The 17,018-nt window shown below is 70.2% G+C and carries 15 protein-coding genes; 7 read left to right on the plus strand and 8 right to left on the minus strand.

Annotation, left to right across the window (positions count from 1 at the left end; all coding sequences use genetic code 11):
* Positions 1-11: 11 nt before the first annotated feature.
* Entirely contained in the window at positions 12-566 is a 555-nt protein-coding gene (locus ABFX50_RS39480) for a GlcG/HbpS family heme-binding protein (protein ID WP_346153954.1), read from the minus strand.
* A gap of 81 nt (positions 567-647) precedes the next feature.
* Between ABFX50_RS39480 and ABFX50_RS39485 the strand changes: the two genes are divergently transcribed.
* Together ABFX50_RS39485 and ABFX50_RS39490 are read left to right on the plus strand one after the other, a co-directional pair.
* Positions 648-1,682 (plus strand): sensor histidine kinase, encoded by a 1,035-nt coding sequence (locus ABFX50_RS39485; RefSeq protein ID WP_346153955.1) that lies wholly within the window; start codon positions 648-650, stop codon positions 1,680-1,682.
* Positions 1,679-2,299, plus strand: a complete 621-nt coding sequence (locus ABFX50_RS39490) for a response regulator (RefSeq protein WP_346153957.1) — start codon at positions 1,679-1,681, stop codon at positions 2,297-2,299. Before ABFX50_RS39485 ends, ABFX50_RS39490 begins: the two co-directional genes overlap by 4 nt.
* Before the next feature lie 18 nt (positions 2,300-2,317).
* Here ABFX50_RS39490 and ABFX50_RS39495 read toward each other — a convergent pair whose 3' ends face one another.
* Positions 2,318-2,521 carry a nuclear transport factor 2 family protein gene (locus ABFX50_RS39495; protein ID WP_346153959.1) on the minus strand — a complete coding sequence of 68 codons (204 nt, stop codon included), beginning with the start codon at positions 2,519-2,521 and terminating at the stop codon, positions 2,318-2,320.
* Between the two features lie 21 nt (positions 2,522-2,542).
* Here ABFX50_RS39495 and ABFX50_RS39500 point away from each other — a divergent pair, with 21 nt between their 5' ends.
* A complete protein-coding gene (locus ABFX50_RS39500) occupies positions 2,543-2,884 on the plus strand; it encodes a YciI family protein (protein WP_183651245.1) in 342 nt (113 codons plus the stop codon).
* Here ABFX50_RS39500 and ligD read toward each other — a convergent pair.
* Positions 2,872-3,837, minus strand: coding sequence for a non-homologous end-joining DNA ligase (gene ligD / locus ABFX50_RS39505; RefSeq protein ID WP_346153961.1), 966 nt, complete (start codon positions 3,835-3,837; stop codon positions 2,872-2,874). The two genes, ABFX50_RS39500 and ligD, sit on opposite strands and share 13 nt — an antisense overlap.
* Positions 3,838-4,017: 180 nt before the next feature.
* Here ligD and ABFX50_RS39510 point away from each other — a divergent pair, with 180 nt between their 5' ends.
* Positions 4,018-5,613, plus strand: coding sequence for a DUF2207 domain-containing protein (locus ABFX50_RS39510; protein WP_346153963.1), 1,596 nt, complete (start codon positions 4,018-4,020; stop codon positions 5,611-5,613).
* 10 nt (positions 5,614-5,623) lie between these two features.
* Here ABFX50_RS39510 and ABFX50_RS39515 read toward each other — a convergent pair whose 3' ends face one another.
* Entirely contained in the window at positions 5,624-6,709 is a 1,086-nt protein-coding gene (locus tag ABFX50_RS39515) for an FAD-dependent monooxygenase (RefSeq protein WP_346153964.1), read from the minus strand.
* A 29-nt stretch (positions 6,710-6,738) separates the two neighbouring features.
* On the opposite strand from ABFX50_RS39515, the gene ABFX50_RS39520 reads away from it, so the two are divergent.
* Both ABFX50_RS39520 and ABFX50_RS39525 read left to right on the plus strand, forming a co-directional pair.
* A complete protein-coding gene (locus ABFX50_RS39520; RefSeq protein ID WP_346153966.1) occupies positions 6,739-7,659 on the plus strand; it encodes a TetR/AcrR family transcriptional regulator C-terminal domain-containing protein in 921 nt (306 codons plus the stop codon).
* Complete coding sequence (locus ABFX50_RS39525) at positions 7,649-8,305, plus strand: ankyrin repeat domain-containing protein (protein WP_346153968.1); 657 nt, start codon at positions 7,649-7,651, stop codon at positions 8,303-8,305. The genes ABFX50_RS39520 and ABFX50_RS39525 overlap by 11 nt, the downstream gene beginning before the upstream one ends.
* Here the strand turns inward: ABFX50_RS39525 and ABFX50_RS39530 are convergent.
* Entirely contained in the window at positions 8,289-9,023 is a 735-nt protein-coding gene (locus ABFX50_RS39530; protein ID WP_346153970.1) for an alanyl-tRNA editing protein, read from the minus strand. The two genes, ABFX50_RS39525 and ABFX50_RS39530, sit on opposite strands and share 17 nt — an antisense overlap.
* Positions 9,024-9,214: 191 nt before the next feature.
* On the opposite strand from ABFX50_RS39530, the gene ABFX50_RS39535 reads away from it, so the two are divergent.
* On the plus strand, positions 9,215-9,775 hold the full coding sequence (locus ABFX50_RS39535; protein WP_246453032.1) for an SGNH/GDSL hydrolase family protein: 561 nt from the start codon (positions 9,215-9,217) through the stop codon (positions 9,773-9,775).
* A gap of 49 nt (positions 9,776-9,824) precedes the next feature.
* Here the strand turns inward: ABFX50_RS39535 and ABFX50_RS39540 are convergent, their stop codons facing one another.
* From ABFX50_RS39540 to ABFX50_RS39550, 3 genes are read right to left on the minus strand one after another with little or no spacing between them, the layout of a single operon-like run.
* Entirely contained in the window at positions 9,825-11,357 is a 1,533-nt protein-coding gene (locus ABFX50_RS39540) for a cellulase family glycosylhydrolase (protein ID WP_346153972.1), read from the minus strand.
* A gap of 47 nt (positions 11,358-11,404) precedes the next feature.
* Positions 11,405-13,864, minus strand: a complete 2,460-nt coding sequence (locus tag ABFX50_RS39545; RefSeq protein ID WP_346153974.1) for a glycoside hydrolase family 9 protein — start codon at positions 13,862-13,864, stop codon at positions 11,405-11,407.
* Between the two features lie 53 nt (positions 13,865-13,917).
* Positions 13,918-16,809 carry a glycoside hydrolase family 48 protein gene (locus ABFX50_RS39550; protein WP_346153976.1) on the minus strand — a complete coding sequence of 964 codons (2,892 nt, stop codon included), beginning with the start codon at positions 16,807-16,809 and terminating at the stop codon, positions 13,918-13,920.
* Positions 16,810-17,018: the final 209 nt, after the last annotated feature.

The raw sequence follows: 17,018 nt of genomic DNA on the forward strand, positions 1-17,018 counted from the left end.
GGCATCGGGGATCAGCCGAGCTGCCCCTGGACGGCCTTGAGACCGGCCTGGGCGAGGGCCTCGTCGATGTCGCCGGAGGGCGCGCCGCCGACCCCGATGCCGGCGATCGGGCTGCCACCGGAGGCGACGGGAACGCCGCCGCCCAGCAGGAGCGTGCCGGGGATCGCGGCCAGCGCCTGGTTCTTCGACAGCGCGCTGGTGGCCTGGCCGAACGACACGGCGGTGAACGCCTTGCGCCTGGCCGACTCCTCGGTCTGCGGGCCCGCGCCGTCACCCTTCAGGATCAGCCTGGTCGCGCCCGAGCGGTCCACGATCGCGACGGTCACGCGCTGCTTCTGCTTGGCCGCCTCCTTCTGCACCGCTTCTGCGATCTTCAGGGCGGCGTCGGCCGACAGCACGTTCGTCTGGACGACGGCGGGGGCGCCGGGGTCGGCCATGGCGGCGGACTGTGAGACGGTGACGCCACCGACCACGGCGAGGGCGGCCAGGCCGGCGGCGGCGGTGCGGATGCGGAAGCTCTTGAGGTTCATGTTCTCCAGCCTGCCGTCGCCCGTGGCGGGGGCCATCGCACGTCCGGTCGAAGCGGGGGAAGAAATCGGCTGAGCCGTACGTCAACCGATTGGTTGATGTGGAGGGAGGAGGAGCAGGTGGAACGCGTCCGGCTGAACCGCGCCATGCACGTGGGCTTCTTCCTGCTGCTCGTCGCCTCCGCCTCCCGGTTGCTGGTGAGGCACGGTCTCAACGCCGAGAGCGCCGTCAACGTCGGCCTCGCCGCGGTGCTGGGGCTCCTCTACGCCGCGGGCGTGGCCTTCTGGCGACCGCTCGGCCACCGCGGGCGCCTGGCGTGGCTCGTCGCGGTGCTCCTGCTCTGGCTGGTGCTGGTGGAGATGGCGCCGTCGTTCTCGTGGTGCGCGATCCCGCTCTTCTTCGTCTGCCTGCGCCTGCTCTCGCCCCCGCTGACGATCGTGGCGGCGACCGTCCTGACGGTCTCGGTGATCGTCGCCCAGATCAACCTGGCCGACAGATTCGACCCTAGCCAGGTCCTCGCGCCGATCGCGGTCGCGGCCATGACCGTGGTGATCTTCTGGGAGCTGCGCCGCTCGGGCGTCCTGGAGGAGAGGGAGCGGCTCAGCCGCGAGATCCACGACACCCTGGCCCAGGGCCTGACCAGCCAGCGCATCCTGCTGCAGGCCGCCGACAGGGCATGGGAGAGCGACCCCTCCCTCGCCCGCTCCTACCTGCGGCAGGCGATGACCTCGACGGGGGAGAACCTGGAGGAGGCCAGGCGGTTCGTCAGGGACCTCGGGCCCGCCGACCTGGCCGAGAGGTCGCTGCCCGACGCACTCAAGTCGATCTGTGACGACTTCCGCCAGGAGGGGGCCGAGTACCCCCTCGACGCCAGGACGCAGGCCGTCCTGCTGAGGGTGGCGCAGGGAGCGCTCGCCAACGCCCGCGAACACGCCCAGGCGAGCAGGGTGGTCGTCACCCTGTCGTACCTGGAGGGCGAGGTGACCCTGGACGTCTTCGACGACGGCGTCGGCTTCGACCAGGCCGCGCCAGGGCCAGGCCGGGGGTACGGCCTGCGCGGCATGCGTGACAGGCTGGCCGAGGTGGGTGGCACGCTGGTGGTCGAGAGCGTGCCCGGTGAGGGCACGGCCGTGGCAGCGAGGATCCCGCTTTGAAACTCTTCCTGGTGGACGACCACCCCGTCGTCAGGGCGGGCATCGCCGCCCTCGTCGGCGGCGAGCCCGACATGGAGATCGTCGGAGAGGCGGCCACCTCGCACGACGCCGTGCGCGGCATCGCCCTGCGCGAGCCCGACGTCGTGCTCATGGACCTGCAGCTCGGCGACGGCCCTGACGGCGTGGAGACCACGCGGCTGGTCCGCGCGCTTCCCCACGCGCCGCAGGTGCTCGTCCTGACCACCTACGAGACGGACGCCGACATCGTCAGGGCCATCGACGCGGGCGCCACCGGCTACGTGCTCAAGGCCTGCCCTCCCGACGAGCTCTTCCAGGCGATCAAGGCCGCCGCCAGGGGAGAGACCGTCCTGTCGCCCAAGGTGGCCACGCGGATGATGCGCCGCATGCGCGACCCCGGGCCCGCGCTGACCCCCAGGGAGATCGAGATCCTGGAGCTCCTGGCGAAGGGCGCGGGCAACAAGGAGATCGCCAGGGCGCTGTTCATCACCGAGGCGACCGTCAAGACCCACCTCGTCCACGTGTACGGCAAGCTCGGCGTCGACACCCGCACCGCCGCCGTCACCGTGGCGGTCGAACGCGGCCTGATCCGCCTGTGACCGACCGGCCTGAGCGTCCTAGCCGGTGATCGGGAACGAGTGGCGCTCGTGGGCGACGACCCACCGGCCGTTCTCCTTGCGCAGGCCGAGCGTCAGCCGGAGGCGGCTCTCCGGGTCGTCGGCGAGCTCTTCCTGAGTGCCGCACCGCAGCAGGGCGTGGGCGAAGGCGACGTCGTCACCCGCCCCGGCCCCGGCCGCGCGGAGCGTGTCATAGGACAGCACGCCCTCAGTATCGTTGCTGACATGAAGTACGTGATGATCATCTATGGCAACAAGGAGCTCTGGGAGTCGATCCCCGCCGAGGAGTGGCAGGCCACGGCCGCCGCCTTCGACGCCTTCACCGCCAAGCACAAGGAGAGCGGCGAGCTGCTCGGCGCGTTCGGCGTGGCCGACGCCGCCCAGGCCAAGATGGTCAGGACCGTGACCGGCGCGCCCGTCGTCACCGACGGCCCCTACCTGGAGTCGAAGGAGTACCTCGCCAGCTGGTACCTCCTCGACGTCGACAGCGAGGAGCGGGCGCTGCAGCTCGCCGCCGAGCTGCCGGCCGACCAGGTCGAGGTCTGGCCGATCCTTCACGAGGCCTGATCGACGCGCACCTCGCCTGGCCCCTTGTCCTCCCTCAGCCCACGCCACGACGGGTGCCTGAGACTTCTTTCGGGCGTCCACTCGGCGTAACGGACCTCCCCGACCAGCACGGGCTCCACCCAGTGGGCGTCGCGGGCGTGTTCGCGCGGCACGCCCAGCACGGGCGGGTCGGGCCTTTCCAGCGGCCGCAGGCGTGAGCCGAGATCGGCCAGCATGCGCTCGGTGAACCCGGTCCCGACGTGCCCCGCGAAGACCAGTCGTCCGCCGGCGTCGTGCACGCCGAGCAGCAGCGAGCCGATCATCCCCGACCGCCGTCCCTCGCCTGGCTTCCAGCCGCAGATGATGACCTCCTGCATCCTGAAGTTCTTCACCTTCGTCCAGTCGGCCGAGCGCTGGCCCTGCCGGTAGGGCGAGTCGAGCCGCTTGGCCACCACCCCTTCGAGGCCCAGTTGCTTGCTCGCCGCCACCGCCTCCTCGCCCGAGCCGTGGAACCAGACGGGCACCTGCCAGCGCGCGCCCGGCGTGACCGTCTCCTCCAGCAACCGTCTCCTGTCGGTGTACGGCAGGCCGACCGCGCTGGCGGAGTTGATGTGCAGCAGGTCGAAGAGCATGAACGTCACGGGCACCGACCTGACGAGCTCGGCGATCCTGACGGGGTTGCGCTGGTGCATCCGCGGCTGCAGCGCGCCGAAGGACGGCCTGCCCGCCGCGTCGAAGGCGACGATCTCGCCGTCGAGCACGAGATCGTGCCCGCCCACCGCGCCGCCCAGCATGCGCAGCTCGGTGTAGGCGACGGTGACGTCCTTGCCGTTGCGGGAGACGAGCCTGACGCCCCTGTCCTCGACGTAGGCCAGCGCCCTGACCCCGTCCCACTTCATCTCGTAGGCCCACTCGCCCTTGGCGGGCAGCGGCCCCGCTTTGGCGAGCATCGGCTCGTAGGAGGGCAGCGCCATCAGGACACCTCCGGCGGGGGCATACCGCCGATGAAACCCCGTCCGGGCGCCGGCGCATAGGCCCACTGGACGACGGCGACCGCGTCGTAGATCGCTGACAAAGCCCGCAACATTTGCATTCCCCCTGGTCAAAGCTGTACCCACTCAGAGGGTCGGTGCCAACCGCTACGATCTGCCGCCATGACGGGTATCAGGGTCGCCTTCATCGCTCTCCTCATGGGAGCGATGCCTTTTGCCGCGCAGACGGCGCCTCTCACCGACGAGGTGACGCTGGAGCTCGGCAAGGGCGGCGTCCTGCACGTGACCGAGAAGATCAGCGGCGCTGGCGGCAAGGTCGAGCGCACATTCCTCACCCGCACCCGCTTCGACGACGACTTCGACAGGATCTACCGCATCTCCAACGTCAAGGGCGGCACCCTCGCAGGAGACGTGCTCACCATGCAGGGCGACGGCACCGTCTCCTACGACGTCACCGGCGCGGTCACGCCGGTAGGCGGCACAGAGGAGCTGCGCTGGTTCGCCGTGGGCGGTTGGAGCGCTCCGGTGGCGAAGGCGACGGTCAAGGTCTCGGGGCCCGCCGCCATCCAGAACCTGTCCTGCTTCGCGGGCGACCTCACCTCCGCGATCGGCTGCACCTCGGCCTCGATGGACCACACGGGCGTGCGCGCCGAGTTCGAGCAGCAGGGCCTCAACGCGGGCCAGGCGCTGACGGTGGTGCTCGGCTATCCCAAGGGCACCAGCGGCGGGGAGCCGATCCTGGAGCGGCGCTGGTCGATGACCAGCGCGTTCACTCTCGACACCGTCACGGGCGGCGCGCTGGCCGGGCTGCTGGCCCTGCTGCTGGGCGGCGTCGGCCTGCTGTGGTGGACCCGCGGACGCGACGCGCGCGCGGTCGGTCACGAGCAGGGCGCCGTCGCCGCCGTCCAGGACGGCCACTTCACCCCGCCCGACGGCGTGCGCCCAGGCCAGATCGGCACGCTGATCGACGAGCAGGCCGACGTGATCGACGTGACCGCCACCATCGTCGACCTCGCGGTCCGCGGCTACCTGCGCATCGACGAGCAGCCCCGCCAGACCTACGACGCGCCCGACTGGGTGCTCGTCAGGCTGCCCAACGCGCCGATCGCCTCGCTGCTGCCGTACGAGAGGGCGCTGTACGACGCGATCTTCGAAGGGCGTGACAGCGTGCTGCTCTCGCAGCTGTCCGGCGCCTTCCACGCCCACCTCGGCAAGGTGCGCGACGCCCTCTACACCGACGTCGTACGGCAGGGCTGGTTCGCCCGCAGGCCCGACGCCGTACGCACCAGGTGGACCACGGCCGGGGTCGGGCTCTGCCTGCTCGGGGTCGCGGCCACGGTGGCGCTGGCCTGGTTCACCACCTACGGCCTGCTCGGCCTCGCCGTGATCATCGCGGGCGCCGCGCTGGCGATCGGCGGGCAGTCGATGCCCGCCAAGACCGCCAAGGGCTCGGCGGCGCTGGCCCACACGCTCGGCTTCCGCCACTACCTCATGACCGGTGATCTCGGGAACGTGCCCGAGCAGCACAGGGTCGAGCTGTTCTCCCGCTATCTGCCCTACGCGGTGATCTTCGACGGGGTGGAGCACTGGTCGAGGGTGGTGGCCTCGGTCACGGGCAACGGCCAGCAGGCCGACAACCTCTACTGGTACCACGGGCCCGCCGAGTGGGACCTGTCGAAGTTCGCCGGGTCGATGCGCACCTTCACCACCACCACCTCGGGCGCGATCTCCTCCACCCGCCAGTTCCGCTCCCTCTGAAGGGAGCCGGTCAGAGGGTGATGGCGTTCTTGGCCTTGGCGACCGACTCGTCGGAGGCCGGCCCTCCGGGGTTCTCCAGGGCGAGGGCCTGGTTGGCCTCGGCGAAGGGCCGCATCCGCGACTCGTACCTGTCGAAGGCCCCCTCCAGCGACCTGCCCAGCTCCTCGGCCAGGACGTAGGCGCCGACCATGGCCAGGCTGGTGCCCTGGCCCGACAGCGGTGAGGCGCAGTAACCGGCGTCGCCGACCAGCGCGACCCGCCCCTTCGACCACGAGGGCATCCTGATCTGCGCCATCGAGTCGAAGTAGAAGTCGGGCGCCTTCCACATGGCCTCGAGCAGCCTGGGCGCCTCCCACCGCAGGCCGCCGCAGTGCTCGGCGACCAGCCGCCTCTGCTGGTCGAGGTCGCGGTAGTCGTAGTCGAGCCGCTCCTTGTGGAAGCCCAGGTTGACCTTGAGCTGGGTGTTGTCGCGCACGGGGAACAGGCCGAGCCCGGCGTCGCCGTCCCTGAGCCAGATCTGCCAGTTCTCCAGGTCGAGGATGTTGTCCATGGTGAAGATGCACAGGTGCATCCCCAGGTGGTGGATGAAGTCGGATTCGTCGCCGAAGGCCAGGCGGCGCACGGTGGAGTGCAGGCCGTCCGCGCCGATCACCAGGTCGAAGCGGCGCGGGGGGCTGTTCTCGAAGGTGACCTCGCCGTCCTGGCCGATGGAGGTGACGGTGTCGTCGAAGAGGTACTCAACCCCGTCCCGCGCGCGGTCGTGGACGATCCGCGTGAGGTCCTCCTTGAGCAGTTCCACGTCGCCGCTGTCGAACCTGCCGCCGCTGTAGGTGCCCTCGGTGTCGCGCATGACCTCGTTGCCGTCGCCGTCGAGCATCGACATGCCGCGCCAGGTGGTGCGCAGGCCGCGCATCTCGTCCAGGACGCCCATGCGCTCGGCCACGGTGAGCGCGGCGCCGCGCACGTCGATGGCCTGGCCGCCGGGGCGCAGGCCCGCGGTGCGCTCGACGACGGTGGTGGAGAAGCCGTGGTGGCGCAGCCAGTAGGCCAGAGTGGCGCCCGCGATGCTCGACCCGGAGATCAGGATGTTCGTCATGCTCTGAATGTACGATGTATTGTGTACTAGTGCAGTCGCCCTATCTCGACATCGTCGACGACGTCAAACGCCGTATCGCCTCGGGCAAGCTGAAGCCGGGTGACCGGCTCCCGCCCGTCAGACAGGTCGCCAGGCAGTGGGGTGTGGCTCTGGCGACCGCCACGAAGGCCATGAACACCCTGCAGCAGCAGGGGGTCGTCGTGGCCAGGCCGCGCGTGGGCACGGTCGTGGCCTCGCCCTCCTCCGGACCCCTGCCCGAACCCCTGCCCGAGACGGCGCTGTCACGTGAGCGGGTGGTGCGCGTCGCGATCGAGATCGCCGACGCCGAGGGGCTTGGCGCGCTGACCATGCGGGGGATCGCCGCCAAGCTGGGCGTCGCCCCGATGTCGGCCTACAAGTACGTCGGCGGCAAGGACGACCTCGTCCTGCTGATGGCCGACGCCGCCTACGCCGAGCTCGGCTACCCGACGCCGCCTCCCGAGGGCTGGCGGGCTCGGCTCGAGCTGGTGGGAAGGACGCTGTGGACCCTGCACAGGCGCCATCCGTGGCTCGCCCAGGTCACGCCGCTCAGCCGTCCTGTCGTCCTTCCGCACCTGGCCGTCCACGCCGAGCAGGCGCTGGCCGCGATCGAGAGCCTCGGCTTCGACCCCGTCACCAGGCTCAACCTGCATGTGCTGTTCTACAGCTTCATCCAGGGCCTGGCGGTCAACGCCGAGCGCGAGACCCAGGCGCAGGCCGTCACCGGGCTGACGGAGGACGAGTGGATGGACGCCCAGGAGCCCGGCCTGCGCACGCTGATGGACACGGGCGCCTATCCCGCCTTCGCGGCCATGGTGAAGGGCGTCGGGGACGGCTACGACCTCGACCTCGACGCGCTGTTCGAGCTGGGGCTCAAGCTGCAGCTCGACGGTCTGGCCGCGATGATCGAGGATGGCGGGCATGGACGTTGAGGAGCCGAGGACGCTCGCCGTGGTCGCCGCCGTCCGCGCGGGCGACCTCGCCGAGCTCGACCGCCTGCTGACCGAGCACCCCGACCTGATCGGGGCCAGGATCGAGGGCAGGTCACTGCTCCACGTCGCGACCGACTGGCCGGGCCACCTGCCGCACGTGGCCGAGACGATCGCCACGCTCGTCGCGCACGGCGCCGAGGTCGACGCCCGGTTCGTCGGCGCGCACACCGAGACCCCGCTGCACTGGGCGGCCAGCAACGACGACGTCGAGGCGCTCGACGCGCTGCTCGACGCGGGAGCCGACATCGAGGCCGAAGGGGCGGTCATCGGTGGCGGCACGCCACTGGCGGACGCGGTCGCCTTCGCGCAGTGGAACACCGCGCGCAGGCTGGTCGAAAGGGGCGCCTCGGTGCAGGCGCACCAGGCGGCGGCGCTCGGGCTGCTGGATCGCATGACCGAGCCCTTCGACCTCGACCTGGCTTTCTGGTACGCCGCCCACGGCGGTCAGCGCGAGCTCGCCGCCTATCTCCTGGAGCGCGGGGCCGACCCGTCGTGGCTGCCCGGCTGGGAGCCTGTCGACGCCGAGGGGGCGGCCAGGCGCAACGGCTTCGGCGAGCTGGCCGACTGGCTCAGTCGGAGATCGTGATCCGCAGGCGGCGGAAGCCCCTGCCCTTGCTCTCGATCTTCGCCACCTTGATCCGGCCGATCTGCTTGGTGGAGGCGACGTGGGTGCCGCCGTCGGCCTGGGTGTCGAGGCCGACGATGTCGACGACGCGGACGTCCTCCACGTCGTCGGGCACCAGGTTGGTGGCGGTGCGGATGATGTCGGGGATCGCGAAGGCCTCCGAGCGCGGCAGCACCCGAACGTCGATGCGCCGGTCGGCGGTGATCTCGGCGTTGCAGGCGTCCTCGACCGCCTCCTTGAAGCCGGGCGGCACCTCGGGCAGGTTGAAGTCCATCCTGGCCGAGAACGGCTCCATGTTGCCGCCGGTGACCAGCGAGCCGTAGTCGCGGAAGACGACGCCGCACAGCACGTGGAGCCCCGAGTGGGTGCGCATGAGGGCCGATCGCCGCTCGTCGGCCACGGCGGCCTCGACGACCGTGCCCGCGGGCGGGATCGGGTCGCCCTCTGCCGGAATCAGGTGGAGATCGTCGCCTTTGCGCACGCCGACGATCCTGGTCTCCACCCCCTGCCAGAGGAGAACTCCGTGATCCGCCGGCTGGCCGCCGCCTCCTGGGTAGAATGCCGACTTGCTCAAGACGATTCCCTCTGGCGTCGACTCCAGGACGACCGCCTCGAAGGCGCGCAGGTTCTGGTCGGACAGTTCGAGCCGCTGCGTGCGCCCGTGGGTATCGAAGCTCATGTCGGCAGCCTAGAGCTCTCGAGGTGGTCATGCGCGGCTTGCTGCGGCGTCGTCTGCTCGCATCGGCCGCCACGATTTTCGGGATATGTCCCGCTATCACGGGGTGCAATGGCGCCGCGTCGCAGCCGCCACTCTTGGTGCCGGCCGTCCAGCAGGCGGCACAGCAGCCCGCACGGAAGGCGGCGCCGGTGATGATGTTCGTCGGCGACAGCTTCACCGTCGGCTCCGGGCCGGTGCGCACATGGCAGACCTACGCCAGCGAGAGCGCGAGGCAGCTCGGCTGGCAGCCGGTGATCGCGGGCGCGGGCGGCACGGGCTTCGTCAACGAGGGCAGGGTGGGCCGCACCTTCGAGCAGTCGTTCATGGCGGAGCTGGCCTGGCGCCCCGCCCCCGACCTGCTCGTCATCTCGGGCGGCCACAACGACAGCAGGTGGCCCGCCGCCACGGTACGGCAGGCCGCCGCCAGGCTCGTCTGGTCGGTCAAGGCCCACTGGCCGGGCACCAGGATCGTCATGGTCGGCCCGATCTGGATCGACAGGGCCCCACCCAGCGCCTACCTGCTGCGCGACGCCCTCGCCGAGGTCGCGGCGCGCGAGCGGGTGGCCTTCCTCGACCCGCTGGCCAGGCGCTGGATCGAGGGCAGGCGCTCGGAGGTGCTGCTGCCCGACGGCGTGCACCCCACGCTCGGCGGCCACCACAAGCTGGCCCGCTGGCTGGCCGGCGCCCTGCAGACGACGTCCGCCCCCGCCTGAGGCGCGTCCCTCCCCCTCGGAGAGAGGGAGGGCCGTACCCCGGGGTCGGTCAGGAGATCGTCGGGGTGGGTGGTGTGCCGGATCCTGTCCAGGTGCCGAGGAAGCCGAAGGTGCCGCCTGAGGTGTTCCAGGACAGGTTGGTGAAGGTGTAGGTGCCGGTGAGGGAGGCGTTCCAGGTCTGGGTGACGGTTACGCCGGCGGGGTAGGTGAGGGTGGTCTTCCAGCCGGTGGTGCCTGGGGGGCAGGAGACGGTGACTTCGCCTTGGAAGCCGCCCTGCCAGGAGTTGACCAGTTTGTAGGTGGAGGTGCAGGTGGTTGTGGACGTGGTGGTGGTGAAGGTGGCGCTGGGCGAGGGATCGGAGAGGTTGCCTGCGGCGTCGCGGGCGATGATGTGGACGGTGTAGGGGGTGTTGGGGGTCAGGCCGGTGAGGGTGGTGGAGGTTGCGGTGGAGCTGGCGAGTTTGGTGGTGCCATGGTGGATGTCGTAGCCGGTGACGCCGACGTTGTCGGTGGAGGCGGCCCAGGTGAGGGTGGCGGTGGTGGCGGTGATGGCTGAGACGGCGGGCGCGCCCGGCCTGGTCGGCTTCTCGGTGTCCGGGACGACGGCGCCGTAGATCGCCGCCTGCTTCGCGGTGGCGGCGATGCCGTTGGCGCCGTTGAACAGGCGCCGGCCCCAGCTCGTCAGCCTCGCCGGGTCGAAATCGGTGACCTGGTCCAGGTACTCCACGCCGCCGCCGTTGCCGCTCCACGACCAGCCGAGGTAGCCGACCCCGCGGGCCTGGGCCTCCGCCATGATCGTGTCCTCGTCGGGATCGCCGTCGGAGTGGTTGAAGCCGAACTCGCCGATGACGAGAGGGAGGCCGGCGGCTTCGAAGGCGTCGAGGTAGGAGACGATCTCGGCGGCGGTGTCGTAGACGCCGTACATGTGGACGGAGAAGACGGTGTTGCGCTTCGGATCGGCGGCCATGACCGTGGCCGCGTTGTCGCGCATCTCGTTCTTCCAGTCCTGGCCCCACGCGGGCGCGTCGGCCATGAGCAGGTGCTCGAACCCCGCCGTCCTGAGTCGCTTGATCGCGTTGGAGGTGGCCTCGGTCCACGCGGGGGTGACGGCGTTGTTGCCGACGGGCTCGTTGCCGATGTTGAGTACGACGTAGTCCTCCTGGCCCTGGAGCGCGGCCTTCACGCTGATCCAGTAGTCCACGGCCTGGTCGAGGGTGTAGGCGCCGGACTGCTCGCCGTACCCGGTGGTGTCGTGGTTCTCCAGCACGCAGATGAGCTTGCTGGCCTTGCACAGGCCGATCACGTTGGTCACGTCGGCGGTGTCGTTCTTGGTCCAGCGTCCGCCGCTGAGCACCACGCGTACCGTGTTGGCGCCGAGCGACTTGATGCCCTGGAAGGAGGAGGTCCTGGTCGGATACCAGGTGTGGGCGTGGCTGGTGCCACGCATCACGAACTCCTGGCCGCCGGCCTCCAGGATCTTCGTGCCGGAGACGTGCAGGCCGGTAGCGGCGTGGGCGGGCTGGACGGCGAGGGGGACGAGCAGGGCGGCGGCCATGACGGCCAGGGCGTGGCGGAGTCTCATGGGCTTCCTCGAAGGCCCGGGGAGCGCCTGCTCCCCGGGCGTCGGGTTCAGGGCTTGACGCAGGTGAGCGGGGAGGGGGTGACGCCTGAGCCGGTGGCGGTGAAGCCGAACGTGCCGCCGTCGGCGTTCCACGCGAGGTTCTTCACCGACACCGCCGCGCCGCTCTGGGTGTGCGTGCCGTTCCAGATCTGGCCGATCTTCTGGTCGCCGGGGAAGGTCCAGCCGACCGTCCAGCCGCCTGTCGCGGTGACGCTGACCTCGGCCTGGAAGCCGCCCTGCCAGGAGTTGACCAGCTTGTAGGTGGCCGTGCAGTCGCCGGGCGGAGGCCCGTCGGAGGTGGTGAAGGCCGTGGCCTCGGAGGCGGGCGAGCTCTTGCCCGAGGCGTCGCGGGCCACCACGTGGACGGTGTACGCCTTCTCAGGGGTGAGGCCGGTGAGCGTGGTGGTGGCGGCGGTCGAGGTGGCCAGCCTGGTGGTGCCGTCGTAGACGTCGTAGCCGGTCACGCCCACGTCGTCGGTGGAGGGGGCCCAGGTCAGCGTGGCCGTGGTGCCCGTGATGCCGGAGACGGAGGGCTTGCCGGGCCTGGTGGGCGGGCTCTGGTCGGCAGGTTCGTCGCCGGGCGGGTTGCCCCAGATCCTGGTGGCCCCGCTGTGGAGGGTGATGTTCCGCACGAGCACGGGGGTGGCCCCCGGCGTGGTGGCGACGCCCTTGTACGACCAGTCGTTCGAGGGGTCCCACGTGCCGGTGCTCGCGATGCGGAACTGCACCTCGCGCCGGTGCTGCGACTGCCCTGCGGGGGCGATGGAGGTGCCCGAGCAGTCGACGTTCACGTAGTAGGTCCTGCCGCCGAACGGCTGCACGGTCGGCGCCTTGCACTGGTTGTAGGCCGCCGAGACGCTGATCTGCGAGGCGGTGGTGTCGCCGTCGAGGGTGAAGTAGTAGCGGAAGGAGCCGTCGTTCAGCGCGCGGGCCGGCCAGCCCGACTGGTTGCGCACGATGGCCTTGATCTCGGTGAAGGCCGTGCCCGAGGCGTTGACCCCCGCCTCCACGAAGATCTCAGGGCCGTCCGGGGTCTCCCGCACGGGGAAGGCCGCGTCGGGCGCGCCGCCGTACTCCTGGTAGAGCCTGGCCACCGCGCTGGTGAACCCGGCGTTGTAGTCGGTGGCCACCTCGTTCATCACGTAGTCCTGGCGGCTGTCTGTGTACTTGTCGTCGGGGTCGGGCGGACCGCCGACCAGCGCGCCGTACAGGACGTGGCGGCTGTCGACGGGGGAGCTGATCTGGTCGGTCCACGAGCCGTGGGCGGTGCGGTGGTGCGGGTTCTTCGGCGGGTTGGCGCCGAACCCGATCACGTACGAGCTGCCGCGCGGGTTGTCGCCGAGCGCGTAGTCGATCTGGCGTTTGGCGAAGTCGTGGTAGCGCGTCCTGCGGGTGGCGTCGGAGATCGAGTCGCTGTGGACGAGCGCGGCGAAGGCGGTGTTGGCCGCGTAGCGCAGCGAACCCCACCGGTCGAGGACGGCCTGGCCACCGGGGGAGTACCTGATCTTCTGCCCGTTGACGCCGACCGTCCAGTAGTCGAGCCAGCGGTTGGCGTCGTCGAGGTAGCGCTGCTTGCCCGTCAGCTTGTGCAGCAGCACGTACGCGCCGTAGGACTTGTCGTCCCACGCGATCGTCCACTTGTACGACTTGGTCGTGGACTGCGGCTCGGAGCCGAGGTTGTCGTAGTACGACTCCGCCTTGGCCAGGTACGCCTGGTCCTGGGTGGCCCGGTGGAGCCAGATCGCGCCCCACACCAGTTCGTCGTTGTAGCCGCTCCAGGAGTTGTAGAAGCTCTGGGCGTCGGTGATGCACTCGCTGTACTTCTTCCGCACGGTGTCGGCGAAGGTGTAGAGCTGCTTCGCGTGGGTGACCAGCGTGTCGGCGTACGTGGGGTTCGTCGGGCGGAAGACGATCGAGGAGGCGGCCATCGCGGCGGCCGTCTCCGCGGCCAGGTCCGAACCCCCGCAGGAGGCGTCGATCTTGTAGGAGGGTCTGGCCATCGGCATGACCTCGGCGGGGCCCCACCACGCGTGGTCGGGGCCTCCGGCGCCGATCTGCCCGTAGAGCACGTTGGGCGAGGGGTGGGCCTTGATGAAGTAGTCGTTGACCCACTTGAGGTTGTTCTGCAGGTGGGTGAGCTGGCCCGAGGCGGCGTAGGCGTCGCGGTACTCCACCGCGCCCCACGCCAGCATGGTGGCGGTGAACGCCATCGGCAGGCCGAACTTCACGTGGTCGCCCGCGTCGTACCAGCCGCCCGTCAGGTCCAGTCCGACGTCCTTGCCGTCGTCGAGGCCCGAGTCGCCGCGCCACGAGACGCGGTTCCAGCTCGGCAGCCTGCCCGACTGCTGGGCCTCGTAGAAGAACAGCGACTTCTGCAGCGCCTCGCCGTACTCGAAGGTGGCGGCCTGCGCGGGCTGGGCGACGAGCAGGGACGCGGGTAACAGCAACGCCATGAGCGCCTTGCGCATGAGGGATTCCTTCCGTCAGGGGGCGGCTCTGGCGAGCCGCCCCCTCCGGTGCTCTAGCTGAACAGGCGGCCGTACTCGGCGAGCGCGACGGCCACGTCGACCTGCGCCCAGAAGCGGTGGTAGTTGAAGGAGGGAACGGGGCCGGTGCCCTTCAGATAGGCGTCGACCTCGGGCCAGTCGGGGTCGTTCTTGTAGAAGGACCTGATCGACAGGAACGTGGAGTCGCTGTTGATGACGTCGCCGTTGGGCATGGTGCCGGTCCATCCGGCGGGCACGTAGACCTTGTCGGCCAGGCGCTTGTAGTCGGCCTTCGTCTCCGCCACCGAGACGCCCTTCGCGTCGCGGTTGTTCTTCCACATGCCGTCGAGCAGGCCCTTGGCGATGTCACGCGCCTTGGTGTCGCCCGACCTGGCCGCGTAGTACATCAGCACCTTGGCGTAGGAGCCTGCGACGCCGACGTCGGTGGTGTAGTCCTTGACCGTGACGTGCAGCCCGGCGTTGGCCCCGGGGCTCGCGGCGTTCCAGGTGTCGGGCTGCCCGGTCCACACCAGCGTCGAGGGGATCTGGTAGGTGCCGTCGGTGTTGACCGTCGTGTGGTCGGTCGCCCACTTCACCCACTTGTCGAGCACGGCCTTGGCCTCGGCGTTGCCTGTCACGTTGTAGTACTCCGCGACGCGCTCCATCGACCAGGCCTGGAAGCCGAACCACTGGTTGGAGGGCGGGTCGTGGTAGACGGGCTGCCAGTCGTAGGCCATGCCGTAGAAGGTCGGCGTGCCGGCGGGCGGGGTGGCGTAGTGGCCCTGCCAGCTGTTGGTGGCGCCGCCCGCGATGCCGCCCTCGGCCGACTGCAGCCAGCGGTAGAACTCGATCTGCCGCTTGAGGCTGGTGCCCCAGTCCTGTACGGCGGTCGCACCCTTCGGCTTCAGCACGTCGACGCTCGACAGCGCCCACGCCGCCATCGGGTTCTGGTAGCCGGAGTGGTTGTGGCTCGAGCCGATGCGCCAGGCCCAGCCCGCGCTGGTGTCGAGCGCGCCGCCCCACGCGTAGTACCAGCTCATGAGGTAGGCCGAGCTGTCCTTGCCGGTGCCGGCGGGGCAGCTCGTGCTGGTGCAGCCCTGCTTCTTGAAGTACTTGTCGTACATCGCGTAGCGCAGGTAGTCGCCCATCTTGGCGGCCTTGGTCACCGTGGCGGTGATCTGCGACTCCTTGCCCTGCTCCTTGGCCCAGGTGTGCGCCCAGTAGGCCACCTGGACGGCACGGGCGTCGGCGTCGGGGGCGTTGGTGTACTTCCACTGCTTGGCGTAGCTGGCGTCGCCCGTGAACAGGTCGAGGAAGCCGTTCTTGCCGCCGTGCTTGAAGGTGTCGCAGCTCGGCTGGGGGATCGTCTCGAAGACCGACTCCTCGGGGCCGCGCTGGTAGGTGTTGATGTAGGCGGGCTTGGTCGTGCCGTCGCCGCAGCGGCCGAAGCCGTAGGTGTTGTCGACGTCGAGCAGCCAGTGCATGCCGTAGATGTCGCTGGTGCCGTAGGCGGCCTTGAGCTCGGCGGCGATGGGGTCCTGGCCGACGCTGACGCCGGTGTCCAGCTTCGACGGGTACTGCGCGATGTCGTCCCATTCACCGGCGTAGGTGGCGGGCTTGGCGGCGTTGTAGAAGGAGTTGGTCGGCTGGTCGGCCGTCGCGGGGATGATGTACTTCTCCATCGAGGCCCAGGCGTCGTTGAACGGCGCCCAGTTGCCCGTCGCCTTGCCGTAGGCGGCCTCGAGCCACAGGTAGTAGCTGTAGGCCTCGCTGGTCGTCTCGTGCCCGTGGTCGGGCGCCTCGACCAGCAGCGTCTCCACCGAGTGGTACGGCACGCCCTCCGGCGAGAAGTATCCGTTGGCCGGGTCCTTCAGGTCGTTGTAGAGCTCGATGAAGCGCTTGGTGTACTCGTTGTCCCCGCCCAGGTCGTTGTCCGCCTCCGAGGCGGTGACCTTGGCCGCGCCGTGGCCGGTCGCGGTGGAGGTGAACTCGGCGCTGCTCGAGGTCTGGTCGGCGTCCTCGGCGGCGGCGATCGTCACCTTCTGCGCGGTGCTCCAGTTCGAGGTGGTGAAGGTCAGGGAGGCGCCCGACTTCACGGTCAGGTCGGTGTCGCCCGACGTCCTGGACGTCGCCACGGTCACGCCGGCCGCCGGCTGCTTGGACAGCTTCACCTCGTAGGAGGCCTCGCCGCCCTCGGGGACGGTGACGCCACTGGGAGTGGCCACGACGGCGGGCGCGCTGTCGGCCTTGACGCTGATGCCGACGGGGGCTGAGGTGGTGATCGCCCCCTTGTCGTCGGTCGCCCTCGCCGTCAGTGAGTACTCACCCACGGCCACGTCCGCCCAGCTGTGGGCGTAGGGCGCGGTGGTGTCCTCGCCGAGCTTCGTGCTGCCCTGGAAGAACTCCACCTTGGCCACGCTGCCGTCGGCGTCGCCCGCCTCCGCCGCGACGGCGACCGTGGCAGGCGCGGTGAACGTCGCCCCGGCGCTCGGCGAGGTCACCTTGACGGTGGGAGCCTGGTTGGCGCCCGTGCAGGCGGTGCCGTTGACGGTGAAGGCGGACGGCTTGGCGTTGGGGCCGGTGTAGGTGGCGTTGAAGCCGATCGTGGTCGACTGGCCGGTGCCCAGGTTGCCGTTCCACGACAGGCTGTCGGCGGTGACGTTCGCGCCTGACTGGTTCCAGGTGGCGCTCCAGCCCTGCGAGATCTTCTGGGTGCCGGGGAAGCCGAAGCCGAGCTTCCACGCGGTGAGCGGGTCGCCGAGGTTGGTGATCTTCACGTTGGCGGTGAAACCCCCGCCCCAGTCGTTCATCGTGTAGTCGACGCCGCAGGCGACGGCGGCGTGCGCTGGTGTGATCGTGGCCGTGCCGGCGGCCATGACGACCAGCGCCGCGATGGTCAGGCGCCTGCGGGCGCGGGGTTTGGACATGCTGGAGGTGCTCCTCTGCGGGAGATGCGGGGGGATCGTGGGAGCGCTCCCAAGACACATTCTGCGATGCGTTCCAGTGATGTCAACGAGCGGTCGGGGCGCTCCCGCCGGCGCCTGCTCCCATCCGGCACCCATGCTGCGGCTACACCCCGCCGCCCCCGACCGGCGCGGATGAAACTTTCAGCGGTGACGGGGCGCCCGGCCGCCGC

This window comes from Nonomuraea recticatena, assembly GCF_039533245.1.
In the GTDB taxonomy this organism is placed as follows: Bacteria; Actinomycetota; Actinomycetes; order Streptosporangiales; family Streptosporangiaceae; genus Nonomuraea; species Nonomuraea roseola.